The following is a 19,093-nucleotide window of genomic DNA, read 5'->3' on the forward strand; positions in this document are numbered from 1 at the left end:
GTTTATCCTCGGTTTTGGTGGGCGTTAATATCCCACTGCGCCAGAATACGTTCCATTTTGCGCAATAAAATATTGTAAAACACGATGGCAGGGATGGCGACAACGAGCCCCATCGCCGTCGCTTTGAGTGCCAATGCAAGACCCGTCATGATTTTCTTCGGATCAACGGCACCCACATCTCCCAGCGTATAAAACGTGATCATGATCCCCAGTACAGTCCCCAGCAATCCAACATAAGGGGCATTGGAACCGATCGTAGCAATCGTGCTGACATTATTCCCCAAATCGAGTTCAAGTTCCTCTTTCGTCTCGTAATCGCCGATACGAACAGCCCCGTAAGCCATCATTCTCTCGATAAAAAGCCACAATGAGACGATACTCATCACGATCAAAATACCGATAATCCCATAATCTACTGCCGAGTGCGCAAACTCCAACCAGCTGCTATTTTCCATTTCGTTCCTTTTTTTTGAATTCAAGTTTGACACAGGTCCCCTCTCCCACTTGGGAGGCAACATGCAAATTAATTGAGTGACGGTCGCAGTAGCGCTTCACGAGACTAAGCCCTATCCCATAGCCGGCCATCGTCGAATCATTTTGGTAATAGCGGTCATAAATGCGCATCAAAGTGATCTCATCCATACCGATTCCCTGATCACAGATACTGAGGACATGATTGTACAATGTAATTGTAATCCGAGGGTTCTGAAGGGAGTATTTGACCCCATTTTCGACCAAATTATCAATCACTTTCCCCAGACCGATTCGATCCATCCGTACTTCACACGCCTCCATCGAAACATCCCACGATGCCGCAGGGTACAAAGAGCGTAAAAAACCCAGCCGTTCTTCGATGACGTCGCGCAGATCAAAGGTTTCGATCTTCTCCCGCTCTGTCTGCTTCTTGATCAGATAATCGAGTTCATTGTACCGCTCTTTTAACATCTCCGCCGCCATCTCGATTCTCTCCAGCCGTCGGAGGCTCTTCTCATCGTCATGCGTTTTGCGCAGCATTTGCGCATTGGCGGTGATCGTATTGATCGGAAGATTCAGCTCATGCAGCGTCTCTTTGGAAAAACGTTCCAAATGTTCAAAATGTTCCCGCAGCGGAGTGATCGCAATTTTTGCCAATATCCCTCCCGCGACCAGTGTTATCACCAAAGAGACAAAAGCGATAATCCCCCATTGCTCTACACCCAGCACCTGGTGGACATAATAAATACCGGCGATTAAGATACCGGTCGTCGTCACATACAGTGATGCCAAGGCTATTTGGACACTACGAAACAAGACGATATCCTACACCGCGGATATTAACGATCAGCTCAGATCCGATCTCTTGTTTGAGACGGTTGATGTAAACCCTTATTGCCCCGTCACTGATCATCTCCGAAGGGTTCCAGAGAGTATCCATGATCATCTCTTTGGTCACGATTTCACCCGCATTGCGGATAAAAAGGGCCATCAGCTGATACTCTTTAAGAGAAAATGGGATCTCTTTGCCCTCTTTTAAAATACATTTATGGACATCATCCAGACACAGGTCTCCGACACAAAAGCGTTCTTTCCCTTTGGTACGCCGTAACAGGGCATGAAGCCGAACGATCAATTCGTCGTTATTAAACGGCTTTTTCAAATAATCGTCCGCCCCGATCTCAAATGCTTTGGAGAGGGTTTCGATCTCTTGATGGGATGTAAGGTAGATAGTCGGAGTAGTGTCATTGGCACGACGAAGCTCTTTTAGGAGAGAAAGTCCGTCGATAAGCGGAACGTTGATGTCGAGGAGATAGAGATCAAAGTGGTTTTTGTAGGTTTCATCCAGAGCCTCTTGCCCGTTTCGGCATAGCACTACTTCAAACTCCTCCTCTTCCAGAACGTCCATGATCGATTCGCCGAAAAGCAAATCGTCTTCCAGCAGCAAAACCTTAATCGACACGCTCAATCGTCCATTGGAGTGTTTCCCCCGCCTTCATCGGCACGACACTGCCGTAAAGTTCGGGAACGACAAAATCTTGCTTTACCAACACGACCTCTTTGTATTCGGCACAGATACCGTAAATCTGCTGTGCGTTGTCACTCACAAAGGCTTGAAGGTTATCAAGCTTATCATGGGCATCAAACACTTCACACAGCAATTGCAGTGCAATCGGTGCGGTAAATACCCCTGCCCCGCATCCGCACGACTCTTTCGCATGTTTCGGGTGAGGTGCGGAATCGGAGCCGAACATCACTTTCGGATGGGCTTCGAGGGCGATGCTCAGCAAAGCGGCACGGTCTTCGGGACGTTTTGCGATCGGTTTGCAGAACAGATGCGGGCGAAGCATCCCTCCTGCCACATCATCGAGAGTGATCATAAGATGGTGAACCGTAATCGTGGCATATAGATTCTCGTATCGATCGAGCATCGCGACAGCATCGGCTGTCGTAATGTGTTCCATGACGATTTTCAGCTTTGGAAAATTACTCGCCAGCATCTCATATACGCTCATAAACTCCGCTTCGCGATCCATGACAAACCCGTTGGTCTCTCCGTGAACCGAAAGGACAATCCCCAAATCCGCCATCGCTTCAAGCGTTTCACGCATCGACTCGATATCAAACGATGCCACGCCCCCTTCGGAATTGGTCGTTACCCCGCTCGGATAGAGTTTAATCGCCGTTATATCATCCACGACACTCTCTAAAAAAGAACGGCTGTAGTTTTGGTAGAACAGGGTCATGTAGGGTTCAAAATCATCCCGTCCGATCGCATGTTTGATCCGTTTTTTATACTCTTTGACCATCTCTTTCGTCGTTACCGGAGGAACGAGATTCGGCATCACGAGCGCACCGCTAAAACTGTAGGAGGTGAGAGGAGCGACCGATTCCAGCATATCGCCGTCACGAAGATGAAGATGCATGTCCAACGGCATGGTTAAAGAAATTGTTTTCATGATTATGCCTTTAGCTGATGTTGCGCTTCTTGAATCAGCGCATTGAGCGCTTCTTCATAACGAATGGCTTCCGCTTGCTCCGTCGATTCAAATCGGGTCACAAGAACCGGGGTCGTGTTACTCGCACGAACCAATCCCCACCCTTTTTCAAAAATAACCCGGACGCCGTCCACTTCAATAATCTCTTTGATAGCGGGAAAAGAAGCAGGAGGATTTTGCAGGAGCTCTTTGAGTTTATCCATGAGAGGGAATTTTTCCTGCTCGGTAGTTTTTACTTTGATCTCTTCAGTGGAAAAAACCTGCGGAAGCTTTGCGATCTCGGCATCGAGATCGACACCTTCTTGGATAAGTTCAAGCATCCGCAAGGTCGCATAAATCGCATCATCATATCCGAAATAGCGATCGGCAAAAAATACATGCCCGCTCACTTCACACGCCAAATCGGCATGGAGTTCTTTCATTTTGACCTTCAGGTTCGAATGCCCCGTTTTATACATGACGGCGGTCGCGCCGCGCTCGCGAAGGGTGTCATACATGACCTGCGAACATTTTACTTCGCCGATCACGGTAGGATTTTTCATCTTGAGGGCAAACAAGATTGCCATCATATCCCCCTTGATGTTGTTGTTAGGGGTCAAAACCGCAATACGATCCGCATCGCCGTCATAGGCGAAAGCGATGTCACCCTCGGCTGCCAAGAGTTTTTTGATGTCTTCAAGGTTGTGCTCTTCGCTCGGATCGGGATGATGGTTCGGGAAGGTTCCGTCGGGATCAACATAAATCCCTTTGGTTTTCAGTTCAAGCGCGTTAAAAATATCCTCAATCGCCAATCCTGCAACACCGTTACCGCAGTCATACACAATCCGTTCACTCATTCCGCGCAAATGCCCGAACGATTCGATCATAAACGTTTTATAGCGGCTCAGGGCATCGATCTCTACCACTTGACGTTCTGCTTTCCGAGGAAACGGCAATGTCTCGATTGTACGCCCGAGAGCATAAATCGATTCGCCGAAAAATGGAGCTTTATTGATCGTGATTTTAAATCCGTTGTATTCACTCGGGTTATGTGATCCCGTGATCATCACCGAAGCGCACGGTGTGATACCGTCGAAACTTTGATAATTGCAAAAATAATTGACCGGTGTGGGTACCATACCCATCCCGAGTACTTTCATCCCTCCGGCATTGAGCCCGGCGCTTAGGTACTCAAACAAAACAGGAGAGTGGGAGCGTGCATCGTATCCGACGGCAACATATTCACCGTATTCTCTCATCTGATCGGCCAATGCATACCCTAATCGGGTAATGGTTTCTTCATTTAACTCTTTTTCATAAATTCCACGGATATCATATTCACGATAAATCGACATATTTTCCCTTTTCTATCAACATTAACAAATTATACAACGAGGTGGTTAAAAGAGTCTTTTAGGGGCAAAAGCCCCCGAAGAAGGATAGCTGGGAAGTGTTACAAAAGTGTTAAATAGCCCGTTTAAATTCAGGATAGGCTTCAAGCCCGCATTCGCTGACATCCAGCCCTTGGAGCTGATCTTCATCCGTTGCGCGAAACGGAACGATTTTATTGATAAGATAAATAACGCCAAACGATACGGTAAAGACAAATACGGCGATTTCGGCAACCCCTTTGAGCTGATTCAAGAAGGTTATTCCGTTCGCAGCATCAGAAGCAAAAATTCCCACCGCAAGCGTCCCCCAGATACCGTTAACCAGATGGACCGATAATGCTCCGACCGGATCATCGATTCGAAAACGGTCAAAAATCGGAATCGCCAAAACGACCAAAATACCGCCGATCAAACCGACCAGCAATGAATCATACAAAGAATAGAGATGCGGTCCGGCGGTAATCGCTACCAATCCCCCCAGCGCACCGTTGAGAATCATCGTGATATCAAAAAGTTTGTATCGAACATAAATAATGATCCCCGCTGAAATCGCACCGGCAAGCCCTGCCACATTGGTATTGAAAATCGTCAAAGCGACACTGTCTGCCGCCTCTTTGGTTGCGATACTTCCCACGGATCCGCCGTTAAAACCGAACCATCCGATCCAGAGCAGCATTGCACCCAAAACGACCAAAGGGATATTGGAAGCGGGAATAACACGGATTTGATCGCCGACATAACGCCCTTTACGCGGTCCGATAATCAAAATCGCCGCAAGAAGCGCCCATCCTCCGGTAGAGTGGATTACGGTAGAACCGGCCAGATCAACAAAGTTCAAATCAAAAATAGTCTCTTTTAACCAGTCACTTCCCCAGCTGATATTCACCGCTGTCGGATAGATCAAGGCTCCCATGACAATCGTAAAAAGTGTCAACGGCAGCAACATAGCACGTTCTCCGACCCCACCGCTCATAATGTTGATCGCCTTACCGACGAACGCCATTTGAAACATGAAAAAAGCCCATTTACTCATGCTCGTAGTCTGTGCGTCGCCAAAAGCTAAATGAAATCCGATCAGAATAAATGCCATCGACGCAACCGCGTAAATCATAACATTGACGGTCAAAACGCTGGAAACGTTTTTAGTACGGACCAAACCTGCCTCGAGCATAGCAAAACCCGGAACCATTAAAATAATCAAAGTGATTGAAAAAAGAGCAAAGAAGGTATCGATAACGTACGCAGTATCCATGCAGCACCTTTAATTTGAGATAAAGGTGTGCATTATATATCCAAATAAATGGATTTGAGTAGAACTGTTGATTAAATTTTAATCAAATGATTAAATAGCTTCGACGTCAGTCTCACCCGTACGGATACGGACGATTTTACTGATATCGCTTACGAAGATTTTGCCGTCTCCGATTTTGCCGGTACGAGCAGACTCAACAACCGTATTGACCACTTGATCAACCATTGCATCGTCAACAACCATTTCCATTTTGATTTTCGGAAGAAAATCAACAACATACTCAGCACCGCGATACAACTCGCTGTGCCCTTTTTGTCGTCCGTAACCTTTTACTTCACTCACTGTCATACCCGTAATACCGATTTCGGCAAGGGCGTCTTTTACGTCTTCAAGTTTAAATGGTTTGATAACCGCTTCAATTTTTTTCATTGTTCATTCCTTCTTATAGGTTAAATCCACGTTCACCGTGTACTGATTCATCCAAACCTTGGCTCTCTTGTTCTTCGTTAACACGTGAACCGCCAGTCAATGCCATTGCGATAAAGTAAACGATGACCGTACCGATCAATGTAAATGCTCCTACAACAAGAACCGACTCAAGTTGAACCATGATTTGTCCCATGCGGTCATCTGATGCTTTAAGCGGTCCGTCCCACAACAATGCTTTATCGTTAAGAGCGAAGATACCGGTAGCAACCGCACCCCAAAGACCTGCAAGGAAGTGAACCCCGAATGCATCCAATGAATCATCGTAACCCAATTTTTTCTTAAGTGCAGTTACTCCGAAGAAAGCGATTAATGCCCCCATGATTCCGATGATAAATGCACCGGATACTCCTACGAATCCCGCAGCTGGTGTAATAGCAACCAAACCGGCGATAGCACCAGAAGCAGCTCCTAGCAATGTCGGTTTTTTGAATACTGCGTACTCAATTACGATCCATGTCAATGTTGCAACAGCAGCTGCAATCGTTGTTGTCAAGAAAGCGACACCGGCAATAGCGTTTGCACCGAATGCAGAACCGCCGTTGAATCCGTACCAACCAAACCATAGCAAACCGGCACCGGCAGCAGTCAATACGACACTTGCAGGTTTCATCGCAGTTTTAGGATATCCTGAACGTTTACCCAACAATAATGCAAGAACAAGACCGGCCAAACCACCGTTCATATGTACAACCGTACCACCGGCGAAGTCAAGTGTACCTTCATTGAAAAGGTAACCGCCACCCCATACCATGTGCGTAATCGGAGCGTAAACAACGACTGTCCAGATAGCTGCAAAAACCATCCACGTTGAAAACTTCATACGTTCAATAACCGAACCTGCAACAATCGCGATCGTAATGGCCGCAAATGTCCCTTGGAAAACAACGAAAACGTATTTAGGATAAAGCTGACCGAGATCAACACTCGCAAATTCTGTCCAGCTGATACCGCTGAGCATAACATTGCCGAATCCGCCGATGACTTGATTCATTGAACCGTCCATCGTACCAAATGCAACCGAATAACCTGCAACGATCCATGCAACAAAACCGACCGCAAATGCACCGAATACCATCGCGTAGGTATTAAGAACGTTTTTCGCTCTTGTCATTCCGCCGTAAAACAGCGCCAAACCGATTGGAGTCATCAACATAACCAATGCTGTCGACATCATCATCCATGCAGTATCACCAGAGTTGAGTACCGGTTCAGCAACAGCTGCCACAGCAGCAACCGCTGTTTCCGCATCATCAGCAAATGCCGATACGCCTAGTAGCGATAAAGCTAAAAGCCACTTTTTCATTTTTTCTCCTTATTTTGGACTTTTTGATCGGTCCGTATTAACGTAAATGTCAGATACCATTGTACAGAGTAATTTAAAAGCAATGGCGCAAATTATTGCTTAAATTTTAAGCAGTTATAGAGATGAATTTAAAAACAGATGATTTTTTATATATAAGGAAAGAGAATAAGTACTGATTAAACGGGAAGTCGATAATTTAACTCTTGCAATGAAAATAGTCTCACTGCAAGAAGATGAATGGGCAGATTAGATCGCGTCGCTGTCGGTTTCACCCGTACGGATTCGGATGATTTGATTAATATCGCTGATAAAAATTTTACCGTCTCCGATTTTGCCGGTACGGGCAGCTTCGACAACCGTATTGACCACTTGGTCGGCCATCGCATCATCAACGACCATCTCCATCTTGATCTTCGGAAGAAAGTCAACGACATACTCAGCGCCGCGGTATAGCTCACTGTGCCCTTTTTGTCGTCCGTATCCTTTTACTTCACTTACCGTCATACCCGTGATACCGATTTCGGCAAGGGCGTCTTTTACGTCTTCAAGTTTAAATGGTTTGATAACCGCTTCAATTTTTTTCATAAATTAATGAACTCCATAATGACTGATCTATTGAGACAATTGTAACCTTATTTAATTAATTAAGCAAATTAAAGCTAAAAAAACAGTTTTTAAGAATTTAAGTCTCATTCGGCTATAATCAGCCATATTATCTTCACTTTTGGGGACCGCATGAACGATCTGCTAGACAACAGCGAAATAAATGACATTAATATAGAAGACACACTCAAGAGCAGTTATCTTGATTACTCGATGAGCGTTATCATCGGGCGTGCACTTCCTGACGTCCGAGACGGTCTTAAACCGGTACACAGACGTATTCTTTATGCCATGGACAAACTAAGCCTCTCCGCAGGTTCAAAATATAAGAAATCGGCCCGTATCGTCGGTGACGTTATCGGACAGTATCATCCGCATGGTGATACATCGGTTTATGATGCGCTGGTCCGTATGGCACAGCCTTTTGCGATGCGTGCACCGCTGGTTGACGGTCAGGGGAACTTCGGTTCCGTTGACGGAGACAGCGCTGCAGCAATGCGTTATACCGAAGCGAGAATGACCCGTTATGCGGGAGAACTTCTCAAAGATCTTGAAAAAGATACTGTTGATATGATTGAGAACTACGACGGGACCACTTTCGAACCCGAAGTCCTTCCGACCCGTGTTCCGAATCTTATCATCAACGGTTCATCCGGTATCGCCGTCGGTATGGCAACCAATATTCCTCCGCACAATCCGAATGAAGTTCTCAGTGCCCTGGTTTACCTTATGGATAATCCCAATGCATCACTGATTGAGATTATGCAGTTCATTAAAGCTCCTGACTTCCCTACCGGAGGAACCATCTACGGTAAAAAAGGGATTTTGGACGCATACGAAACCGGCCGCGGCCGTATCCGCATACGCGCTAAAACGCATATTGAGAAAAAATCGAACAAAGATGTCATCGTCATCGATGAGCTTCCGTACCAAGTCAATAAAGCCCGTTTGATCGAAACGATTGCCGATTTGGTCAAAGACAAATTTATCGAGGGGATCAGTGAAATCCGAGATGAATCCGACCGTGAGGGGATCCGTGTCGTCATTGAACTCAAACGCGATGCAATGAGTGAAATCGTCCTCAACAATCTTTATAAGTCGACCAATATGGAAACAACGTTCGGGATCATCATGCTCTCGGTCTTCAATCAAGAGCCGCGTGTATTCACCCTTTTGGAAATGTTGGGTCATTTTATCAACCACCGCAAAACGGTTATTATCCGCCGTACGATTTTTGATCTTGAAAAAGCAAAAGCCCGTGCCCATATTTTAGAAGGTTTGAAAAAAGCTCTCGATCATATCGAAGCAATCATCAAACTGATCCGCGCTAGCAGTGACGGCGAAGCAGCTAAAAACGGTTTGATCGAAGAGTTCGGATTTTCTCCTATCCAAGCCCAAGCGATTCTCGATATGCGTCTCCAGCGCCTTACCGGATTAGAGCGTGATAAAATCGAAAATGAGCTGAAAGAAATTTTGGCACACATCGACTATCTCGAAAGTATCCTTCGCAGTGAAGAGGTCCTCAAAGGGATTATCAAAGGGGAATTCGTTGAGCTTGTCGAACAGTACAATATCCCTCGTGTCACCGACATTGAAGATAATTACGATGATATCAATATCGAAGATTTGATCCCGAACGAGCCGATGGTTGTCACCATCAGCCACCGCGGTTATATCAAACGCGTTCCTCTCGTCGCGTATGAAAAACAGATTCGAGGCGGTAAAGGTAAAATTGCCGTAACCACGTATGATGATGATTTTATTGAGAAGTTCTATACCTGTAATACGCATGACACCTTAATGTTCGTCACCGATCGCGGACAACTCCACTGGCTCAAAGTGTACAAAATCCCTGAAGGATCCCGTACCGCCAAAGGTAAAGCGGTTGTTAATCTGATCAACCTTGAGGCCGATGAGAAAATCCGTTCGATTATCCCGACAACCGATTTCAGCGAAAGCAAATCTCTGGTGTTCTTTACCCAAAACGGGATTGTCAAACGTACGGCACTGAGCGAATTCTCAAATGTCCGAAGCAACGGTGTCCGAGCGATCGTTCTCGATGATGATGATGCACTTATCACCGCACACATCGCGAATGAAGAGACCAAATATCTCTTTATCGTTACCAAATACGCACAATGTATTAAATTCGAAATCGACAAAACCCGTGATCAAGGGCGCAGTACCCGCGGTGTTCGCGGTATCAAGTTTAAAATAGACGGTGACGTCGTTGTCGATGCCAATATCATTAAAAGCGATGAAGAAGAGATTCTCATGGTCAGTGAAAAAGGGATCGGTAAACGTACAACTGCGGAAGAATACCGCCTCACCAACCGTGCCGGTTCCGGTGTCATCGCCATGAAACTCAATCAGAAAACAGGAACCACGGTTGTCGGTTGTCTGATGGTTGATGAGAGCATGGATATGATGGCCCTTACCAAAGCGGGCAAAATGATCCGTGTCGATATGCAGACCATTGCAAAATCAGGACGCAATACCAGCGGTGTTTACATTATTAAAGGGGATGATGTCGCCAGTATTTCCCGTTGTCCGAAAAAAGAAGAAGATGAAGATGAAGAGAGCGAAGCACCTGAGGGAACATTAGAGTTGGAATAATATTTGCTTTTAATTAAGTAATTACTCCAAACCTACCAAAGGAACCCGAATGCGAATCTATGCTGCGCTTGCACTGCTTCTCACTGTTCCCGCACTCCATGCGGGATTTTTCTCCAGCGAACCCTCTGAGCCTAAGGTTAGATGTGTCTACAGCGGCACTGACGGAAATTGTGTCGAACCGATTTTACGATCGCAAAATGAACTTGTTATCACCGTCACAGGTCAAGGAGTGGCCCCATCCGTCACCTCTTCCCCGGCACAGGCCTATGCACTCGCAAAACGTGCGGCAATGGTAGATGGATACCGTCTGATTGCTGAGCGGGTCAAAGGGGTTCAAGTTGAAGGCCAAGACACCATCAAAAACATGATGTTGCAGCAATCCAGTACCAAAACATCCGTTGAAGCAATCGTTCGCGGAGCCAATATACTCAATACTACATTTAAAGAGGGTCTGTGCGAAGTCGAAATGGAAATCGCCCTTTCTTATTCTCGAGTCTTGCAGTAATCACGACTCTCTGCATAGGAGCCGATAACTACTATATAGGGTATCGGCTTACCGCAAACAATATCCAGCCCATCGATGAAACCCTCACTCTTTCCAAAGCAATGCGCCCGTGTTCAAATGAACCGCTTTCGGCTTTATCCCTGCAGCGGCAGGAGAATGAAACACTTGCAGCTCTGTTGGAACGGGAGAGGACACATTTTTTAGAGTTTGCCGCATCCCAAGAGTTTAAAATAAAAAGTAATGAGACACTCACTCCCCTCAATATTAAAACGCTGCAGACTCTTACCCTTCCGACGAAATGCTATGCAGTCGAGTTTAATGATCGCTCTGTTACAATCACTCTACTAAAATAGGGGAAATAGATGAAAATTGCGATTGTTGAAGATGATATCAATATGCGTAAGTCACTGGAGATCGCTATGGGCGATTATGAGAAATACGATGTTCATACCTTTAAAAATGCTCGCGACGCCCTGAAAAAACTCGACGATACCTTTGAGCTTATTATCAGTGATATCAATATGCCGGGAATGGATGGAATCGAGTTCGTTAAAACGCTTGGAGGAAAATTCGAAGTGATCATTATCACCGGAAATGCGACTCTCACCCGTGCTATCGAATCGATCCAACTCGGTGTCAAAGACTTTTTACTCAAACCGTTCGAAATCGAAACACTGATCACCGCGATTGAGAGAACGGCCAGTGTAAGCAAAAAAATGCCCAAGCCTTTTTCCTCTGTCTCCCTCTCTTCATCCAATACTTTTTTAGGAAGTTCTCCCGCCCTTGACAAACTCCTTGGACGCATCAGTAAAGCGGCCAGCACCGATGCCAGCATGATGCTCTTAGGCGAAAGCGGTGTGGGAAAAGAGCTTTTTGCACGCCATATTCATGAGAGTTCACCTCGTGCTTCGAAGCCTTTTGTCGCTATCAATATGGCAGCCATCCCCGATAATCTGATCGAAAGCGAACTGTTCGGTTTTGAAAAAGGGGCTTTTACCGATGCTACCGAAGCGAAAACAGGACAATTCGAACTTGCCGAGGGGGGAACCCTCTTTTTGGATGAGATAGCCGAAATGCCCTACTCCCTTCAAGCCAAATTATTACGTGTTTTGCAAGAGAGAGAAGTACGCCGCCTGGGTGCTTCTAAAAATACCAAAATCGATGTCCGCATTATCTGTGCCACCAATGCGGATCTGCATACAAAAATCACGGAGGGGAAATTCCGCGAAGACCTCTACTATCGCCTCAACACGATCCCACTCAACATCCCTCCTCTGCGCGAACGCAAAGAAGAGATCCTCTCGATAGCCGATGCCGCACTGGCGCGTTACTGCCTTCAGTACGGGTTTGAAACCAAATCCTTTTCACCGAATGCATTGCATGCACTGGAACACTATAATTGGCCCGGGAATATTCGGGAACTCATCTCCGTCGTCGAGCGTTCCGCGATTTTGAGCGACGGGAATCTTATCGATACCGAAGATCTCTTTTTGGAAGCCAGAGGGTTGGGAAGAATCTAAATCTTTCAATCCCCTCCAAGCCTTGATTCGCTATAATCGCGGGAAAATATTTACGGATGATTTTATTCATACCCCAAGGAAAGCTTCCTATGAAACGTTATAACGTTGCTATCGTCGGTGCCAGCGGTGCCGTCGGAGAAGAAATTTTACGCATTTTCGAAGAGATCGATTTCCCTCTCGCCAAGCTTGTCCCGATGGCAAGTGCACGCAGTGCCGGCAATACCGTAACCTTCAATGATAAAGAGCTCGTTATTAAAGAGTTGACCCCCACCGTATTTGATGAAGAAGAGATCGAGATCGCCCTCTTTAGTGCCGGAGGCAATGTATCTGCCGAGTTTGCCCCCTATGCGGCAAAAGCCGGAGCCGTTGTCATCGATAATACAAGTCATTTCCGAATGTTCGATGATGTTCCGCTCGTTGTTCCTGAAGTCAACCCTGAAGACATCGCCCAATGGCGTAACCGCGGCATCATTGCCAATCCAAACTGCTCAACCATCCAAATGGTGCAAGCCCTTAAACCTCTTGATGATGCCTATGATCTTCAACGAATCGATGTCAGCACCTACCAAGCAACCTCCGGAGCCGGAAAATCGGCGATGGAAGAACTTATCGAGCAAATGCAGGCTTTTTTCGCATTCAAACTCGATGATACCGAACCCAAGAAATTTCCTCACCGTATTGCCTTGAATGCTATCCCGCAAATCGACTCGTTTACCGATAGCGGTTATACCAAAGAAGAACTCAAAATGGTCAATGAGACCCAAAAAATCATGCACAAAGAGATCGAAGTGAGCGCGACCTGTGTCCGTATTCCGACACTTCGCGGTCATGCAGAGACCCTTACCCTCACCTTTGACGGTGCCGTAGATGCAGATGAAGCACGCGAACTTTTGAGCAAAGCTCCGAATATCATAGTACTCGATACCCCGGAAGAGAGTATCTACCCTATGCCGTCACTTTGTATCGATCAGAATGAGACCTTTGTAGGACGAATCCGCAATGACCTTTACCGAGAGAATGTTCTTCATTTATGGGTTGTCGCGGATAATCTTCGTGTCGGTGCGGCGACCAATGCCGTACGAATCGCCCAAAAATGGGTTGAAATGCAAGGAGAATAACGATGAATATAATCGAAAAAATATTTGAACACGGGCTTTGGAACTCACGCTTTATCATTGTACTGGCGGTCGTTTTCGGACTTGTCGGTGCAGTTTTACTCTTTGCGATTGCCAGTATCGATATTTTTCAAACTGCGGCATACGTTATTAATGTTTATGCGACCCATGCGCATCCCGAGCACTTTCATGAAGAAGTAGTCGGCGGTATCATCGGCGCGGTTGATCTATACCTCATCGGTGTCGTCATGATCATCTTCTCTTTCGGTCTATACGAGCTCTTTATTTCGGATATCGACCCGGCTAAAGATGAACAGGGAAAAGAAAACCAGCTCCTGGCGGTTCATTCACTCGATCAGCTGAAAGACAAAATCTCGAAAGTCATCGTGATGGTGCTTGTGGTCGGTTTCTTCCAAAAAGTTGGACATACCGTGTTTACCGGAGCATTGGAGCTGTTTTATCTTGCCCTCTCCATCACCGCAGTTGCCGTGGGTCTTTATTTTCTAAGCAAAGTAGGTCATCATGAGTAAAATTTTTGTCGATGCGTGTTTCGGAAAAGAGACCCCTTATACACCTGTATGGATGATGCGCCAAGCCGGACGCTATCTTCCGGAATATATGGAAGTGCGCGGCCGTGCTGGGAACTTTTTAAACCTTTGCCATGCCCCGGATATGGCTGCTGAAGTGACCATCCAACCGGTTGATATCGTAGGCGTAGATGCTGCAATCTTGTTTAGCGATATTTTGGTCGTTCCCAATGAAATGGGGATGAAATTGGACTTCATCAAAGGTGAAGGTCCCGTTTTTGATCAGCCGATCGCATCCGAAGAAGATTTGGACGCGTTGATCGGCGGCGATGAGGCAGCTTCTAAACTTACCTATGTCTATGAGACCATCAAAATCTTAAGAGCACAACTCGATGCACGTGATGATGAGAAAGCCCTTATCGGCTTTACCGGTGCACCATGGACCCTCGCTACCTATATGATCGAGGGACAAGGGACAAAGACCTACAACATCTGCAAAAAAATGATGTATTCAAATCCCGAACTTCTCCATAAAATCCTTCGTAAAGTGACCGAAGTTGTCAAACTTTACATGGAAAAACAGATCCAGTCCGGTATCGATGTCGTCCAGATCTTCGACAGCTGGGCAGCCGCCATCGAACCGAGCAAATACGATGAGTTTTCATGGAAATACATGGTCGAGATCGCCGAGTATTTAAAAGAAAAATATCCTCACGTACCGGTCATCATGTTCCCGAAAGGGATCCCTGCATTTTTAGACCAAGTGTATGGAAATTTCGACGTTTTCGGAGTCGATTGGAGCACCCCTATGGCTCTGGCAAAAGAAAAACTCGGGGATCGCTACGTCCTCCAAGGAAACATGGAACCGTGCCGTTTGTATTCCAAAGAACAAACGACGGCCTGCGTTGAAGCGATTCAAAAGATCATGGGCGGCAAACGCCATATTTTCAACCTAGGCCACGGGATTCTCCCCGACGTCCCCGTCGAAAATGCAAAACACTTTGTAAAAGAGTGCCAACGAGTGAGTAAGAAAAACTAAATGAATACGATCTTCGGTCCCGTTCATTCACGCCGTTTCGGCGTATCGCTCGGGGTCGATCTCTCAGCATCGCACAAACAATGCAATTTCGACTGTCTTTACTGCGAACTCGCACCTGCTTCGGCAATGGAACACCAGCAATCGGTCACTCCGCTGGAAACCATACTCAATGACCTTAAAGAAGCCCTTCAAAAACATCCCGACATTGACGTGATCACCCTCACCGCAAACGGCGAACCGACGATGTATCCCTATTTGGAACCCCTAATCGATCAAATCGATACGATCAAGGGAAATATACAGACCCTGATCCTCTCCAACAGCGCCTGCTTAAGTGATCAGCATGTCTTTGACACACTGTTAAAACTCGACCAAGTCAAACTCTCTCTCGATGCAGCTACCCCGGATGTCTTTAAAAAAATCGACCGTCCCGCCGAGGGGATCGAAATCGATGCCATTATTGACAGTATTACCCGATTCTCACAGGTATTTCAGGGGAAACTCTTTATCGAGATATTATTGGTCAAAGGGGTAAACGACGCAGCAGAGGAAATAGATGCCCTTAACCATACCCTGCTCGGTATCCGGTGTGAGCGTATCGATCTTGGTACGATTGACCGCCCTCCGGCATATGGTGTTCAGGGACTTGATTTTTCTGAGCTTTATACGCTTTCACAACATTTTGACCCCCTATTGCCGATCCACATCGTCTCACGAACCCATGCATCGGCAATACCGAGTCCCTATAGCGAGCAAGAGATTCTGACAACCCTCGATAAACGTCCTCTCACCACGGAAGATATCGATGCCCTTTTCGATGAACAATCCAAAGAACGGTTACAAAACCTTATATCTGAAGGTAAAATCGCTCAAATTGAGCGTTCAAATGTAATCTTTTTCACTCCGACCCAAAATATTGACCGAAAACGCGTTAAATAACTCTATTTTTATTGACAATTGAGCCTTCATAACGTATAATTACGCCCTCATAAACATTCCGGATTAGCTCAGCGGTAGAGTAGGTGACTGTTAATCACTTGGTCGCTGGTTCGAATCCAGCATTCGGAGCCACGTTTTAGAGATTCTCCCTTTTTTTATTCCGAATTAGCTCAGCGGTAGAGTAGGTGACTGTTAATCACTTGGTCACTGGTTCGAATCCAGTATTCGGAGCCACCCCTTATAATTCCTATCAATAATCACTTTTAGAATACAAACGCCCGGCAATCTGCCTAACTGTCCTATTTCTAATCTCACCTGTAAATTTACGCTTACTCAAATTGAAAATTATCAGTGATTAAAATCATCAACTATTGCTGTTTAATTTAAACTTTAAAAATATTGAAATAAAGTATTATACTTAAGAAGGAAAAACATGAAAATTTTTATAACCGGCGGTGCAGGATATATTGGTACACATACCTGCGTAGAATTACTCCAAAAAGGTTACGATCTCGTTGTTTATGACAATTTTTCCAACAGTTCTGCAGAAGCAATACGACGAGTTGAATCCATAACAGGAAAAACACTAACCCTCATAATCGGTGATATTCGCGACGAAGACACGATGATGGCGGCAATGGAAGGGTGTGATGCAGTTATTCATCTGGCAGGTCTTAAGGCCGTAGGCGAATCTGTAGAGAAGCCATTAGATTATTATGATAATAATGTCCATGGGACACTTTGTCTTCTTCGTGCAATGAAAATCAATAATATCAAGACACTTGTTTTTAGTTCCTCTGCGACCGTTTATGGGAACCCGATAGAACTGCCTTTTACCGAAAGGCACCCTCTTCAACCCACCAATCCTTATGGGCAGACTAAGCTCGTCGTCGAAGAAATACTGCGTGATCTTTATCGCTCGGATAATTCATGGAAAATCATCATTTTACGATATTTCAATCCGGTCGGAGCACATCCGAGTGGATTGATTGGTGAAAATCCACAGGGAATCCCTAATAATCTAATGCCATATATTGCTCAAGTTGCAATAGGACGGCGTGAATTTCTTAATGTTTTTGGCAATGATTATCCAACACATGATGGAACAGGAGTGAGGGATTACATTCATATCGTTGACCTAGCACAGGGACATATTAAAGCATTAGAAGCGTTAGAATTGCCTCAGTGTACGCCGATTAATCTAGGAACCGGGCAAGGGTACAGTGTCCTCGATATCGTAAAAGCATTTAGTAATGCAAGCAGAAAAGAAGTCCCCTATATAATTGCTCCGCGTCGTCCTGGGGACATTGCCGAGTTTTATGCCGATCCTTCTTTCGCTCAAGAATTCATTCAATGGAGCGCATCCAAAAGTTTAGAAGATATGTGCCGTGATACATGGAATTTTCAATTCAAAAATCCAGATGGATACCGGCTATAAAATGATTTATTGATTCTGTATAATCGTACAGTATCTGGGGCCACTTCTCACACGTCTAATTTATTAGTTTCTTCATCGTAATGATCACATTTATACCCTCGAAATCCTTCTACCAGACGGATAATATTTTTAATCGGCGTCGGATTGAACAAACGACGGATTTGATTATTGTTTACACAGTCTCCACAGCGTTTTATAACACAATGAATCGCCGTACTCACGACCAATATGTTCTGCACCGGATCTATTGATAAAATATGGTCAACACATTGCTGGCCATTTTCTATCTCGTGATCAATGACGACAACGGCATAAAGCCCTTTTTTATAAGCGGTAAAAACTTCTCCCAACGTAGAGGCACTATCAACACTTTCCCCAAGTTCCTCTTCGAGTAACATTTTTCGGGTCTGAAGCTGAAAGCCGCTTCGATCTATAATCAATATTTTCATGTCCGAATTATTACAAAATTACTATTAAAAAAGTATATACCTTTTTATAAAAACCATTATCGTTATTTTAAGGCATTATAAGGGATAATATAAAATTAAAATAAAGAGCATATATATGATAACTTCCTTAGTAGAACGAGCTTATTTGACCAATTTTTATCGTTTTTTACGGGATATTATACGTAACCATCGACTCTTAGTCGATTTAATCAAAAATGATTTTAAATCACGTTACTTAAATAACTATTTAGGTGTCCTTTGGGCATTTATACAGCCGACTATTACTATCCTCATCTTCTGGTTCGTATTTCAGGTAGGATTGAGGGCTACCCCCATTCAAGAGACCCCGTTTGTTCTCTGGCTTATCGCCGGAATGATTCCATGGTTTTTTATTGCAGAGTCTCTTGGTTCAGCGACCAATGCAATTTTGGACAATAGCTTTTTAGTCAAAAAAATTGTCTTTCGAGTCAGCCTCTTACCAATTGTCAAAATAGCTTCAGCACTAATTATCCATATATTTTTTATTTTGTTTATGCTTGGGATGTTTCTCTATTATGGTTATATGCCAAATATTTATTGGTTCCAGATCGGATACTATCTTTTTGCCACACTGATTTTACTGCTCGGAATTTCATGGATTACCAGTTCTATCGTAATTTTTTTCCGTGATATGGGACAACTCGTCGCGATGGCAATCCAATTTGGATTTTGGCTCACTCCGATCTTTTGGATGCTTACGATGGTACCGGAAAACTATCAATGGATATTCAAGCTCAATCCAGCCTATTACATAACTCAAGGCTATCGTGATGCACTGATAAATAATGTATGGTTTTGGGAAAAACCGATAGAGACGCTCCATTTTTGGATAGTAACAGGAATGTTTTTTCTTCTTGGTGCGATTGTATTTCGTAAACTTCGACCTCACTTCGCGGATGTTTTATAAATAATGAATA

At 45.0% G+C, this 19,093-nt stretch carries 20 protein-coding genes and 2 tRNA genes; 12 read left to right on the forward strand and 10 right to left on the reverse strand.

Annotated elements, in window-relative coordinates; genetic code table 11:
• Nucleotides 1–2: 2 nt before the first annotated feature.
• From exbB to WAO38_RS02405, 9 genes are all read right to left on the reverse strand, one after another.
• Nucleotides 3–455: a TonB-system energizer ExbB gene (gene exbB, locus WAO38_RS02365; protein ID WP_422233978.1), complete on the reverse strand. Its 453-nt coding sequence runs from the start codon at nucleotides 453–455 to the stop codon at nucleotides 3–5.
• Nucleotides 445–1,290, reverse strand: a complete 846-nt coding sequence (locus WAO38_RS02370) for a sensor histidine kinase (RefSeq protein ID WP_422233980.1) — start codon at nucleotides 1,288–1,290, stop codon at nucleotides 445–447. Before WAO38_RS02370 ends, exbB begins: the two co-directional genes overlap by 11 nt.
• Nucleotides 1,280–1,936 (reverse strand): response regulator transcription factor, encoded by a 657-nt coding sequence (locus WAO38_RS02375; protein ID WP_422233982.1) that lies wholly within the window; start codon nucleotides 1,934–1,936, stop codon nucleotides 1,280–1,282. The genes WAO38_RS02370 and WAO38_RS02375 overlap by 11 nt, the downstream gene beginning before the upstream one ends.
• Nucleotides 1,926–2,933, reverse strand: coding sequence for a dihydroorotase (gene pyrC, locus WAO38_RS02380; RefSeq protein ID WP_422233983.1), 1,008 nt, complete (start codon nucleotides 2,931–2,933; stop codon nucleotides 1,926–1,928). The genes WAO38_RS02375 and pyrC overlap by 11 nt, the downstream gene beginning before the upstream one ends.
• Before the next feature lie 2 nt (nucleotides 2,934–2,935).
• Complete coding sequence (locus tag WAO38_RS02385; RefSeq protein WP_422233985.1) at nucleotides 2,936–4,306, reverse strand: phosphomannomutase/phosphoglucomutase; 1,371 nt, start codon at nucleotides 4,304–4,306, stop codon at nucleotides 2,936–2,938.
• Nucleotides 4,307–4,415: 109 nt separating this feature from the next.
• On the reverse strand, nucleotides 4,416–5,594 hold the full coding sequence (locus tag WAO38_RS02390) for an ammonium transporter (RefSeq protein ID WP_422233987.1): 1,179 nt from the start codon (nucleotides 5,592–5,594) through the stop codon (nucleotides 4,416–4,418).
• Nucleotides 5,595–5,684: 90 nt separating this feature from the next.
• A complete protein-coding gene (locus WAO38_RS02395) occupies nucleotides 5,685–6,023 on the reverse strand; it encodes a P-II family nitrogen regulator (RefSeq protein WP_298691206.1) in 339 nt (112 codons plus the stop codon).
• 13 nt (nucleotides 6,024–6,036) lie between these two features.
• Complete coding sequence (locus WAO38_RS02400) at nucleotides 6,037–7,386, reverse strand: ammonium transporter (protein ID WP_422233990.1); 1,350 nt, start codon at nucleotides 7,384–7,386, stop codon at nucleotides 6,037–6,039.
• 246 nt (nucleotides 7,387–7,632) lie between these two features.
• On the reverse strand, nucleotides 7,633–7,971 hold the full coding sequence (locus WAO38_RS02405; RefSeq protein ID WP_422233992.1) for a P-II family nitrogen regulator: 339 nt from the start codon (nucleotides 7,969–7,971) through the stop codon (nucleotides 7,633–7,635).
• Nucleotides 7,972–8,121: 150 nt separating this feature from the next.
• Between WAO38_RS02405 and gyrA the strand changes: the two genes are divergently transcribed.
• From gyrA to galE, 11 genes are all read left to right on the forward strand, one after another.
• Complete coding sequence (gene gyrA / locus WAO38_RS02410) at nucleotides 8,122–10,605, forward strand: DNA gyrase subunit A (RefSeq protein WP_422233994.1); 2,484 nt, start codon at nucleotides 8,122–8,124, stop codon at nucleotides 10,603–10,605.
• Nucleotides 10,606–10,654: 49 nt separating this feature from the next.
• Nucleotides 10,655–11,110 (forward strand): LPP20 family lipoprotein, encoded by a 456-nt coding sequence (locus tag WAO38_RS02415; RefSeq protein ID WP_422233996.1) that lies wholly within the window; start codon nucleotides 10,655–10,657, stop codon nucleotides 11,108–11,110.
• A complete protein-coding gene (locus WAO38_RS02420) occupies nucleotides 11,059–11,463 on the forward strand; it encodes a hypothetical protein (protein ID WP_422233998.1) in 405 nt (134 codons plus the stop codon). The genes WAO38_RS02415 and WAO38_RS02420 overlap by 52 nt, the downstream gene beginning before the upstream one ends.
• Before the next feature lie 9 nt (nucleotides 11,464–11,472).
• Nucleotides 11,473–12,630 carry a sigma-54-dependent transcriptional regulator gene (locus WAO38_RS02425; protein WP_422234000.1) on the forward strand — a complete coding sequence of 386 codons (1,158 nt, stop codon included), beginning with the start codon at nucleotides 11,473–11,475 and terminating at the stop codon, nucleotides 12,628–12,630.
• An 89-nt stretch (nucleotides 12,631–12,719) separates the two neighbouring features.
• On the forward strand, nucleotides 12,720–13,748 hold the full coding sequence (locus WAO38_RS02430) for an aspartate-semialdehyde dehydrogenase (RefSeq protein WP_422234002.1): 1,029 nt from the start codon (nucleotides 12,720–12,722) through the stop codon (nucleotides 13,746–13,748).
• A 2-nt stretch (nucleotides 13,749–13,750) separates the two neighbouring features.
• A complete protein-coding gene (locus WAO38_RS02435; protein ID WP_422234004.1) occupies nucleotides 13,751–14,275 on the forward strand; it encodes a YqhA family protein in 525 nt (174 codons plus the stop codon).
• Entirely contained in the window at nucleotides 14,268–15,311 is a 1,044-nt protein-coding gene (gene hemE / locus WAO38_RS02440; RefSeq protein WP_422234006.1) for a uroporphyrinogen decarboxylase, read from the forward strand. Before WAO38_RS02435 ends, hemE begins: the two co-directional genes overlap by 8 nt.
• Nucleotides 15,312–16,250 (forward strand): radical SAM protein, encoded by a 939-nt coding sequence (locus tag WAO38_RS02445; RefSeq protein WP_422234008.1) that lies wholly within the window; start codon nucleotides 15,312–15,314, stop codon nucleotides 16,248–16,250.
• 57 nt (nucleotides 16,251–16,307) lie between these two features.
• Nucleotides 16,308–16,382: transfer RNA gene (locus WAO38_RS02450), tRNA-Asn, on the forward strand.
• Nucleotides 16,383–16,409: 27 nt separating this feature from the next.
• A tRNA-Asn gene (locus WAO38_RS02455) sits at nucleotides 16,410–16,484 on the forward strand.
• 199 nt (nucleotides 16,485–16,683) lie between these two features.
• Nucleotides 16,684–17,688 (forward strand): UDP-glucose 4-epimerase GalE, encoded by a 1,005-nt coding sequence (gene galE / locus WAO38_RS02460; protein ID WP_422234010.1) that lies wholly within the window; start codon nucleotides 16,684–16,686, stop codon nucleotides 17,686–17,688.
• A gap of 47 nt (nucleotides 17,689–17,735) precedes the next feature.
• Here galE and WAO38_RS02465 read toward each other — a convergent pair whose 3' ends face one another.
• Nucleotides 17,736–18,137 carry a hypothetical protein gene (locus tag WAO38_RS02465; RefSeq protein ID WP_422234012.1) on the reverse strand — a complete coding sequence of 134 codons (402 nt, stop codon included), beginning with the start codon at nucleotides 18,135–18,137 and terminating at the stop codon, nucleotides 17,736–17,738.
• 145 nt (nucleotides 18,138–18,282) lie between these two features.
• On the opposite strand from WAO38_RS02465, the gene WAO38_RS02470 reads away from it, so the two are divergent.
• On the forward strand, nucleotides 18,283–19,083 hold the full coding sequence (locus tag WAO38_RS02470) for an ABC transporter permease (RefSeq protein ID WP_422234014.1): 801 nt from the start codon (nucleotides 18,283–18,285) through the stop codon (nucleotides 19,081–19,083).
• The last annotated feature ends 10 nt before the right edge of the window (nucleotides 19,084–19,093 follow it).

Source organism: Sulfuricurvum sp., from assembly GCF_049277495.1.
In the GTDB taxonomy this organism is placed as follows: Bacteria; Campylobacterota; Campylobacteria; order Campylobacterales; family Sulfurimonadaceae; genus Sulfuricurvum.

What these genes read in the sequence shown, in the direction of transcription:
- exbB (WP_422233978.1), bottom strand. Translation starts at nt 455, where the DNA reads ATGGAAAATAGCAGCTGGTTGGAGTTTGCGCACTCGGCAGTAGATTAT.
- pyrC (WP_422233983.1), bottom strand. Translation starts at nt 2,933, where the DNA reads ATGAAAACAATTTCTTTAACCATGCCGTTGGACATGCATCTTCATCTT.
- WAO38_RS02385 (WP_422233985.1), bottom strand. Translation starts at nt 4,306, where the DNA reads ATGTCGATTTATCGTGAATATGATATCCGTGGAATTTATGAAAAAGAG.
- WAO38_RS02390 (WP_422233987.1), bottom strand. Translation starts at nt 5,594, where the DNA reads ATGGATACTGCGTACGTTATCGATACCTTCTTTGCTCTTTTTTCAATC.
- WAO38_RS02395 (WP_298691206.1), bottom strand. Translation starts at nt 6,023, where the DNA reads ATGAAAAAAATTGAAGCGGTTATCAAACCATTTAAACTTGAAGACGTA.
- WAO38_RS02400 (WP_422233990.1), bottom strand. Translation starts at nt 7,386, where the DNA reads ATGAAAAAGTGGCTTTTAGCTTTATCGCTACTAGGCGTATCGGCATTT.
- WAO38_RS02405 (WP_422233992.1), bottom strand. Translation starts at nt 7,971, where the DNA reads ATGAAAAAAATTGAAGCGGTTATCAAACCATTTAAACTTGAAGACGTA.
- gyrA (WP_422233994.1), top strand. Translation starts at nt 8,122, where the DNA reads ATGAACGATCTGCTAGACAACAGCGAAATAAATGACATTAATATAGAA.
- WAO38_RS02415 (WP_422233996.1), top strand. Translation starts at nt 10,655, where the DNA reads ATGCGAATCTATGCTGCGCTTGCACTGCTTCTCACTGTTCCCGCACTC.
- WAO38_RS02425 (WP_422234000.1), top strand. Translation starts at nt 11,473, where the DNA reads ATGAAAATTGCGATTGTTGAAGATGATATCAATATGCGTAAGTCACTG.
- WAO38_RS02430 (WP_422234002.1), top strand. Translation starts at nt 12,720, where the DNA reads ATGAAACGTTATAACGTTGCTATCGTCGGTGCCAGCGGTGCCGTCGGA.
- WAO38_RS02435 (WP_422234004.1), top strand. Translation starts at nt 13,751, where the DNA reads ATGAATATAATCGAAAAAATATTTGAACACGGGCTTTGGAACTCACGC.
- hemE (WP_422234006.1), top strand. Translation starts at nt 14,268, where the DNA reads ATGAGTAAAATTTTTGTCGATGCGTGTTTCGGAAAAGAGACCCCTTAT.
- WAO38_RS02445 (WP_422234008.1), top strand. Translation starts at nt 15,312, where the DNA reads ATGAATACGATCTTCGGTCCCGTTCATTCACGCCGTTTCGGCGTATCG.
- galE (WP_422234010.1), top strand. Translation starts at nt 16,684, where the DNA reads ATGAAAATTTTTATAACCGGCGGTGCAGGATATATTGGTACACATACC.
- WAO38_RS02465 (WP_422234012.1), bottom strand. Translation starts at nt 18,137, where the DNA reads ATGAAAATATTGATTATAGATCGAAGCGGCTTTCAGCTTCAGACCCGA.